This window comes from Candidatus Acidiferrales bacterium (assembly GCA_035515795.1).
GTDB lineage: Bacteria > Bacteroidota > Ignavibacteria > Kryptoniales > JAKASW01 > JAKASW01.
The window spans coordinates 80,458-90,467 of the sequence record DATJAY010000027.1; the positions used below are offsets into that span (position 1 = coordinate 80,458).

Here is a 10,010-nt window from a genome sequence, read left to right on the forward strand (position 1 = left end):
ATATGGAATCGACAAATCATATCACCGATTTAAGACAGATTGCCATAGAAGGAGTCATCGGCGCGGGGAAAACGAGTCTCGCAATTAAGCTGGCAAAGTTTCTCAACGCAAAAGCCGTGCTGGAGAAGTTTGAAGAAAACCCGTTCCTCGAAAAATTCTACGAGGACATAAGCCACTACGCGTTTCAAACTCAGATGTTTTTCCTGATGAGCAGGTACAGGCAGCAGCAGGAGCTTGCGCAGACCGACATTTTCAACCAGACATTGGTCACCGATTATATGTTTGAGAAGGACAAAATATTCGCCTATTTGAATTTGCAGGATAATGAGCTGAAATTATACGAGACGGTGGTCAGTTTGCTTGAGAAAAGCATCCCGAAACCCGACCTGGTCGTCTATCTGCAGTGCAATGTCGACCATTTGATGGCAAATATCAAAAAGCGGGGAAGAAAGATCGAACGAAACATTTCGAAAGAATACCTTCAAAGCCTGAACGAAGCATACAATTATTTCTTCTTCAGATATAGGTCGTCGCCCCTTCTGATCGTGAATGCGGACGAAATCGATTTTGTCAATAATGAAAGAGACTTTGATAAGCTCGCTTTCGAGATTTTAAAGCCGCGGAAGATCGCGGAATACTATAACCCGATATTGAAGTGAAAGTGACGATAGAATTTTTTCTCTGGATAATTTTTTTCATCGTGGTCTATCGAATCATCAAAAACACGATTCAGAACGCCGTCAACAGAGGAATCAGAGATTACGAAGCACAAAAGGAAGCGCGGCGGAGAAAGGAAAAAGAAATCACGGTCGATCAGAAAAAAATTCAAGATGCGGATTTCAAGGACCTCTAAGGGGCCCAGCACAAGCAACTACGGAGTTCCCACTTTGCATCTTACTGACTTCATGTTTTCCCGCACACCTTTGACGTCATGCCGAACGGCTTAAGCAAAAGTCTCGAAAGAACCGCAAAGGGAGGCGCACGCCGGCTCCTCGCTTCTCTCGCTTCATGGCATCATCAGAGATGGCACGGATTCGGAAAAGCGGAAGACATCAAAAGAATAATTGTGATCAGGCAGCATAACCAATTCGGGGACGTGCTTTGCACCGTCCCGCTGCTTCGCGCACTGAAAACGAAATTTTGTCTCGATGAATTGGCGGTTGTCGTCTCTCCACAGAACATAGACGCCGTTCGCGGCTGCCGGTACGTCGACAAAATCATCAACTACGATAAGTTAGCCTTTTACAGGAAACCGTCTCTCTTCTTCAAATTTTTCAAAGAGCTTCGCAACGGTTACGATGTCTTACTCGTTCCATCGAACGTTTCCATGTCTCTCACGAACGACATCATGTCCTTCTTCATAAAAGCGAAAGTGAAGATCGGTCCGAAATCTCTCGAAGACAAGCCGAACAAAACGCACGGGGTTTATGACATCGCCGTAGATTTGCAATGGGACAATGGAATCACTCACCAGTCCTGCCGCAATATGCAAGTCGCGATTCCACTGGGCATCGATCCGGTCAAGCAAGACAAAGGATTGGAATACGATGTCGATGAAAGATTGTCAGGTGAAGTCAGCGAACTCATGAAATCCGTCAAGAACGGTACTTCATTAAAAGTCGCGATTCATGCTGGGGCAGGCAAGGCGGCGAACCGGTGGAACGTATGGAATTTCGCCAAGCTTTCCGAGTTGCTTCATGACGAACTCGGGGCGGATTTGTACTTCACAGAAGGCTCGTTCGATCACGAGATAGTAGAACACCTTACAAATCTGATAAAGATTCCATTTGTCCGGGTAAGAAACAGAACGATTCAATCCATAGCGGCTCTCCTCACACAGATGGACCTCACGATCACAAACGATACAGGTATCATGCACCTGTCGGCCGCGGTCGGTACATCGACACTTTCACTATTCGGTCCGACCGATCCTCTCCAGTGGGCGCCGGCGGGAAGCAATCATCGATTCATCCTCGGACGAAACAGTGACATTAACTCCATAGAAGTGAACAAAGTCTTTGACCTCGCCAAAAAGATGGCACTCAAGAATTAAGTGCAGATGAAAAAGAGTTGATAGTATATTTACACGATGCTGACGAACGCCGACATAAAACGTATTAGCGAACTGAAAGAGAGAAGCGGAAGAGAAGAGCAGGCGAAATTCCTGATAGAGGGAAAACGTGCCGTTACGGAGGCACTAACAAATAATACAAGCATCGAGCGAATAATTGTAAACATTGCCGTTGACCCGTCTAAGTTTGCTGAAATTTTCTCTGTCGCAGAGGAGATCGGAATCGCACTCGATGAAGTACCCGCCGGAAAATTCTCCAGGCTGTCCTCGACCGGAACGAGTCAAGGAATTATTGCAATTGCAAATATTCCGTCGATTTCGTTAGATGATATTCTTAATGAAGTCCGATCCAAAAGGAATGCTCTTGTCATAATTCTTGAAAGGATTTCTGATCCTGGGAATTTCGGAACGATCCTTCGATCGGCGTCTTGGTTCGGTGTCGATGCAATCCTGACCGGGGAGGGAAGCGTCGACGTCTATAATCCCAAAGTTGTCAGGTCGGCGCTGGCAGCCATCTCATGCCTCAAGGTTGTCCAGGAGATAAAACCATCGGATGAGATTTCCAAATTCAAATCTATAGGATTCAAGATTATTGCATCAAGCCAGAATGGTAAAACGAACTATGCCGACTACACCTTTCCTCAAAAGTCGTGCTTGATTTTCGGTTCGGAGGCAGCTGGCATCGAGAGGAAGACACTCGATTTATGTGACGAATCCGTAATGATTCCGCGGGTTGGCAAAATGGAATCATTAAATGTTGGCGTTGCATCTGCGATTATCATGTCAGAAATGGTCCGACAGAAATCCGTTTTGAAAAAGTAGTTATTTCTCGCCAAGCAGTCTAATCCATCAACTCATTTGTTTCTACACCCCTTCAACGGAGAAGGTGGAGTCTATTCAGTGAAAAGAGTCGGTATGGTAAACCCCTTTCCTATGTACAAAGTTAGCCAGATGAACAATAATGTGCTCCCTGGAATGAAAATCGAGGAAAAGAAGACAATTTTGAGGGAAAACCATCGGCACATGTCTTGCTGAAGGTGTCACGAGCGTTAACGCGTACAGAATTCGAGAAGAGTACCGGTTGAGTGCCAAAGGTTTTTTAGCCGTAAGGATAATTGCTGATGAGCGGTTCTAATAAGTTCAAGAACATTTTGTCCCAAAGACAGCCCTTTGCGATGGTATACGTTGTCCTATCGTGGCCCGTCTCATCTCGATAATGTGATGATCGGATCGGCATGAGTTTGGTTCGCGAAAGGATTTGCACAAATAGGAGAACATGAATGGCAGAAGTATTTCAGAGTGAAGTCGACTCAGAAACAATGCAGAAAGATTTGTCGGAAGTAAGCGATGCTTCGCACTTTTCCCAGAGCATCAGGAGAATAATAGAAGAACAGCGGCCCGAACGATTGCTTGAGACAGGGACATATCTCGGAAAAGGTTCTACCGCCGTCATCGCAGGAGCACTAAAACGATCGGGTCTGGACAGATCCATTTTTTATTCGGTCGAATGCAATCCCGGCAACTTCGATCAGGCTGTTCATAACCTCCATCGGAATCGCCTTCTCAAATATGCCAGAGTTCTCCTGGGAATTTCCGTCCCGCGTTCAATGCTTCCGACTCCGGAAGAAATTACCATCCTGTCGGAAGAGATCATCGGCAACGACGAAATATTCATCGACTACCAGCCTGAAACCAGGGTAGAGTCTTATCTCAAAGAGACAGATTTCCCGGAGGAGCCGGATAACCTCCTTGAAAAAATACTGGAGGAGTTTGATTTCAAGCCCGACTTCGTACTTCTCGACAGCGCGGGCCACATGGGATTTGTGGAGTTTACGTATCTGGTCGATCGCCTTCAGGGAGAATGCTGCATTTGTTTGGATGACGTCTTCCATATAAAACATCATAAGAGCTACCTTCAAATTAAGTCCGACCCGCGGTTTGAAATCATCGAAACATCAAGGGAAAAATTCGGTTATTGCATAGCGAAGTTTACTCCTTCCAATCCTCGTCAAAGACAGCAACGGTTGGATAAAGCGAGACGAGAGAACAAGAAGGGAAGCAAAGAGAGGCATTTACTTGAACTGCTCGACCGACAGGCGGAGATATATATCCAGGCGAACAAGTTTGAAATTGCCGAAGTAATCCTTCAATGCATTCTTTCAGATTCTCCGGAGGACTTAAACGCACTGAACGATTTTTCCGTTATTAAAATTCTTGAGAATAATTGGGAAGGTGCAATAAGTCTAATAGAAAAAGTCTTGCTCGTCGATTCGAATAACCAGGCGGCAAATTCCAATTTAGCATATATCAAGCAGCAATTCGAAACAAAGAAAAAGGTTCTCGAAGCAGAAAAGATGATCGAAGAGTCACGTTTCAATGAGGCAGACATCCAGTTGAGCAATATCCTGGCCGTGAATTCCAAAAACATTGAAGCTCTGAATGCGTATGCAAAGCTTCGGATCAGAAATTCTGACTTTGCCGGCGCTAAAGAGACAATCCAAATAATGATCGAGACGGAACCCAACAGCTCCTGCATCTGGGACCGAAGCGACGAGTACGCAGATAGATTGATTAACAAAATGGGAGAGTCTTCCTTCTATGAGATATTCGATTTTGTTCGGAGACTTATTTCAAGCGGCAAGGAAAATGAAGCGCACATGATACTCTGGAAAATATTTTCCAGCGACCACGGCGTCCGACATGCAATAAGATTACTAAAAGACATCACCATACCCGAACATAAAAAAGAGACATACTCGGTCCTAGTTGAATTACAGCGGCTACAGCGATTTTCTGCCAACCGCAGGAAGGGATATTCCCAGTGGGGTGAGGAGTCGATCATAAGAGAGTTCTTCGAAGGATATTCCGAAACCTATTTGAAGTTTTTCGTCGACGCAGGCGCATTCAACGGAATCATGGGAAGCAACACGAGGGCTTTAGCTGAATCCGGCTGGGGTGGAATATTGATTGAACCAAATCCTCTTGTTTTCGGAGGATTGAAAAGAGATTACGAGAAATTCTCGAGCTGTGTTTGCCTCCAGAATGCCCTGTCAAATTATTCCGCGGACAACGTCGAAATGTTTATTGCGATGGGTCCGGAGGGAACACCCGAAGGCAAACAGTGGGAATATGCTCAGGTAAGTACGCTTAACAGAAATTTCGCCGACACTTACATCAAAGAGCATGACTTCCGATACAAGCCATACAGAGTCAACGTCAGAACTCTCACGGAGATTCTCACTGCCAATGGCTGCCCGCATGATTTCGGATTCATCAGCATCGACTGCGAAGCCGAAGACCTAAACGTTTTGAAAGGACTAGATCTTTCGATATTTAGGCCGAAACTAATCTGCATAGAAAGCGATAAAGAAGTACGGAGCGGCACGTTCAAGACACACTTAGAAAAATGGGGTTATAAGTTTCACGCCGAGATCTGTGGGAACACTTTCTTCTCGCTATGACAGATAATTCCTTTCTCTTTTTCATACTTCTCAAAGAATAAAAGGAACTAGCAAATGGAAAAGGATTCCAGCAAGAAAACAATCGGAATCGGTCTGGTAGAACACATGGGTGATATCGTCGCGTGCGAGCCTGTTTCGCGTTACCTCCGCGGAGAATTTCCTGAGGCGCATATAGTATGGGTGGTGCGAAAGGAGTACAGGGAGTTGATAGATACAAACCCAAATATCGACGAGACCCTCGTCGTAGGTTGCCTGACCGAATGGATACTTCTTTCCAAGACCGGAGTGTTTGATGAAATCTTTGATCTTCATATTAACAAGAGAGTTTGCCCGACTTGCATGGTTCCACTGGAAAAAACGAGAGGAGAGTTAGACGTCGCGGAACTGACTTATTTTAACTATGGGAGTCTTCTTCAGGCATTTTCAATCGGGGCAGGATTGCCCGCGCTCGATGATCCCCCGAAGGTTTACATTCCTGACGCTGTCGTGTCGCGAGTCGATCAGCTCAATCTTCCCGCCGACTGTGTCGTGGTACATACTCTTACAAACGAAAGCGTCAAAGACTGGCAGGAAGCAAAATGGATTCAGCTCGCTTCCGAGATAACTCATAGCTTCGGCTTGGCCGTTGTGGAAGTGGGCATCAAACCTACCTTAGCAAATGGCGGACTCAAAAGCTACATCAATCTGTGCGGTAAACTTTCCATCCTTGAAACGGCGGAAGTAATTCGCAGGAGCACAATTTTTATAGGAGTCGACAGCGGTCCCGCGCATCTCGCAAATGCCGTCGGAACCTTTGGAATAATATTATTGGGCAAATACAAAGTCTACGAGACTTATAATCCGTTCAGCGGGGACTACGGAAGCGGCATTAACTCTCACCTGGTCTTTTCGAAAGACGGCGTCTCAGAAATAAAAACATTGGAAGTATTTAAAGTCTTCGGGCAATGCTTGACGCACGTGCTGAGAGGAAAACGGTTCAAAGGAATAATAAGAAACTACAGTTCCGAGATTCGGAAGGATATGGCAGCGAAGGAAGCAGGAGTGGGAAGACAGATAAGGGCAATTGCATTTCACCTGCCTCAGTTTCATCCGATTCCGGAAAATGACCGCTGGTGGGGAAAGGGGTTCACCGACTGGACAAATGCTTCAAAAGTGAAGCCGCTTTATCCAGGACATTACCAGCCACATATTCCCTCCGAGTTGGGTTTCTACGACTTGCGTCTGAAGGAGGCAAGAAATTCGCAGGCCGAACTGGCGAAAGAACACGGGATAGAAGGGTTTTGCTACTGGCACTATTGGTTCGGCGGGAAACAATTATTGCAGAGACCTGTGGATGAAATCATTTCAACCGGCGAACCAGATTTCAAATTCTGTCTCGCATGGGCAAATGAAAGCTGGAGCCGCCGATGGGACGGCGAGAGCAAAGAAGTGTTGCAGGAGCAAGTCTACGGCGGTGAACCCGACGACACGAATCATTTCAACTATCTACGACATGCATTTCAAGATAAACGATACATGACCGTCGAAGGAAAACCGCTCTTTCTGATTTACAGGCCAGCAGAACTGCCCGATCCTAAACGGACGCTCTCGCTCTGGAGAAAGCTGGCACAAGAGAACGGATTCAAAGGCCTGTACATCCTGGCCCTGAAGACGAAGTTCAGTAAACTGGAAACCGACTGGACTGATTTCGGATTCGACGGAGAGGTGATCCATCATCCTAATTTTGACCCTCTGTTCGAAATAATGAACTACCAGCGTGCATTCTTAATGGAACGGAAATACATACCGCCAGGTTTGCCGAGAGAAAAGGAATCATACCCGCTTAAGTTCGATTACGAAAACGCGGCGCCATTGTTGAAATTACACAACGATCGTCACCTCAAAAACGACCATGTCTATCCCACCGTGATGTGCTCGTGGGATCATAGTCCCAGAGTCGGGAAAAGGGCCGTCGTACTTACATCGCCTTCTCCGGAAGCGTATGGAAAATGGTTATCGTTAGAGGCTGAAAGACTTTCAAGCAGGGACCACGAGCATCGACTACTCTTCATCAATGCATGGAACGAATGGGCAGAAGGTATGTACCTCGAACCCGACTTGAGATTCGGAAGGGAATTCCTTGAATCAACAAAGGGAGCATTGACCGGACAACTCCATGAAGGAAATCGAAAATCGAAAGATCAGGAAATATTCGGCGACGTTGGAGCCGACGACAAGAAAAATTCCATCGAGGTGCACATCAAGAAAGCAAGGGCGAGCAAAACAAACAAGGAATTTTCGAATGCTGAAAAAGAATATATCATGGCCCTCGTACAGGCTTCGATTGCGATCGGGCAGCTCATACACCTGTCCGCTTCGCAGAAAGAGAGCAAAATGTTCAAGACTCGCCTGCAAAACATGAAGGCCGTATCTGCCCAGCTCAATGGAGAGCTTGCGGAAATTTATTCCATGAAGGGCAGATTTGAAAAAGCCAACGCGGTTTTCCTCGAAGGGATCGACCTTGAACCGACGGCAGTGATCGCATCTTTCGAGACTGCCGAAGAAATGGTCAGGAGAGGTTATTTCTTAAGCAGCCTGCATCTTTTCCTTAACCTGCACGACAAAGCCCCACGCGACGTGAAAGTCCTTCTTGCCTTGGGCTTTATTCTGTCGAAGATCGGAAAGGCTGACAAGGCGATAGAGGCATACGAAACGGTGCTGCTGTTGCAAAGAGATAACGCACAGGCCAAGCAGGCATTGGTTCGGTTGAAAACAATCAAACATAAAACTTTTGATGATGTGACTGCCGAACTTCCAAAATCTAGCGTACCACCATCTATCTCAAAAAAGAGTGAGCTTCCGAATCAACCATTCAAAGAAGGTCACCTTGCAGACCGACTTCCTTCGATGCCAAGTACTGAGTTGGAGGGTACGTTCTTTACCCATGATTCCGCGTCTCTAATAAATCGGCAGCTGGCTGACTTACTGATGAAACAGAACATAAAGGTTAAGCTGAAACCACTGGAGCCAGTGGACATTGCCATCAAAGCAAACGGGCTAAATCGTTACCGGCACTTAGTCAAAAGTACCAATCCGAGAGGCGAAAAGGCAGACGTTCATATTCGCAATAGTTGGCCGCCAAATCTAGATCCCCCGGATGACGGTCACTGGGTGATAATTCAACCGTGGGAGTTTGGCAGTCTGCCAAAAGACTGGGTGAGCGTTTTCTCCAATGAGGTTGATGAAATTTGGGTCCCAAGCAATTACGTTCGCAAAGTCTATGTCGACAGCGGAGTCCCGAGCGAAAAGGTCATAGTAGTTCCGAATGGGATTGATCCGAATATTTTCCGGCCTGACGCGAGACCGTTCCGTTTACAATCGAAGAAGCAGTTCAAATTCCTGTTTGTCGGAGGCACGATTCTTAGAAAAGGGATCGACATTTTGCTTGATTCATACACCTCAACTTTCAATTCCTCAGACGATGTCTGCCTTGTAATCAAAGATTTTTGTGTAGACTCGTTTTACGAGGGAATGACTTTCAGAGATAATGTGAACGAACTGAAACGAAAACCCGATTCTCCTGAAATCGAATACCTGGACAGAAACTTGACAGAAGAAGAGATCGCAGGACTTTATGTCTCGTGCGATGTATTAGTTCACCCGTATCGCGGAGAAGGGTTCGGATTGCCAATACTCGAATCCATGGCCTGCGGCACACCTCCGATGGTTACCAACGGAGGAGCCGCGCTGGATTTTTGCGACAATACAAACAGTATACTCGTGGATGCTTCCATCAAGCGGCTTCCCGGAAAGGAAATCGGCGGTAGAACCACTGTCGACTACCCTTGGATCTATGAGATCGAGACGCGTGAACTGTCTTCCAAAATGCAGTGGGCTTTCGAACACAGGGAAGAGCTGAAGAAGCTGGGAGAAACCGCAAGCAAAACTATCAGGACAAACTGGTCTTGGGAGAAGGCAGCTGCGGTGGCAGCCGGCAGAATTATGAAATTGATTTCAAAACCCGTTGTTCGATTGAAGCCGGCTACATCAACGAGCAGTTTCAAGGAGAGTTACGAGCATGCGCGAAACCTTGCGATCAACGGAAAGATTTCAGAATCGATGGAAATATTTGAGGAACTGTTAAGCGTGAATCCTGAACATGCCGGAGTGCTAAACGACCTTGGCGCACTTTACTTTCAGAAAGGTGACAAGGAAAAGGCAGTTCAATCATTTGAAAGAGCAGTTAAGTCGGATCCTCAGAACATCAGCGCACTGAAGAACCTTGCCGATCTTTACTTAGATGTCGGACGTGTCGCGGAGGCGACAAAAACCTATAAAGACATTTTGGCGATTACACCAAATGATTTTGAAGTAATACGACGAATTGCGTATGTCTGCTCTCTGCTCGGAAAAAACGAAGAGGCTGCATTTTTTTACTCGATGGCTGAACAAAAGAGTCAACCCGTGGACCACAAATGATAAACGCTCTCATCAGAAAC

The 10,010-nt window shown here is 46.2% G+C and carries 6 protein-coding genes; all 6 read left to right on the top strand.

What is annotated here, in order from left to right; translation table 11 throughout:
• Nucleotides 1–2 precede the first annotated feature (2 nt).
• The 6 genes from VLX91_11610 to VLX91_11635 all read left to right on the top strand — a co-directional run bounded on the left by VLX91_11610 (nucleotide 3) and on the right by VLX91_11635 (nucleotide 9,990).
• A complete protein-coding gene (locus VLX91_11610; protein ID HUI30857.1) occupies nucleotides 3–659 on the top strand; it encodes a deoxynucleoside kinase in 657 nt (218 codons plus the stop codon).
• On the top strand, nucleotides 656–853 hold the full coding sequence (locus VLX91_11615; GenBank protein ID HUI30858.1) for a hypothetical protein: 198 nt from the start codon (nucleotides 656–658) through the stop codon (nucleotides 851–853). The genes VLX91_11610 and VLX91_11615 overlap by 4 nt, the downstream gene beginning before the upstream one ends.
• Before the next feature lie 78 nt (nucleotides 854–931).
• Nucleotides 932–2,053 (top strand): glycosyltransferase family 9 protein, encoded by a 1,122-nt coding sequence (locus tag VLX91_11620; protein ID HUI30859.1) that lies wholly within the window; start codon nucleotides 932–934, stop codon nucleotides 2,051–2,053.
• 36 nt (nucleotides 2,054–2,089) lie between these two features.
• Entirely contained in the window at nucleotides 2,090–2,893 is an 804-nt protein-coding gene (locus tag VLX91_11625) for an RNA methyltransferase (protein ID HUI30860.1), read from the top strand.
• A 458-nt stretch (nucleotides 2,894–3,351) separates the two neighbouring features.
• On the top strand, nucleotides 3,352–5,532 hold the full coding sequence (locus VLX91_11630) for an FkbM family methyltransferase (protein HUI30861.1): 2,181 nt from the start codon (nucleotides 3,352–3,354) through the stop codon (nucleotides 5,530–5,532).
• Nucleotides 5,533–5,586: 54 nt separating this feature from the next.
• Entirely contained in the window at nucleotides 5,587–9,990 is a 4,404-nt protein-coding gene (locus tag VLX91_11635; GenBank protein ID HUI30862.1) for a glycoside hydrolase family 99-like domain-containing protein, read from the top strand.
• The last annotated feature ends 20 nt before the right edge of the window (nucleotides 9,991–10,010 follow it).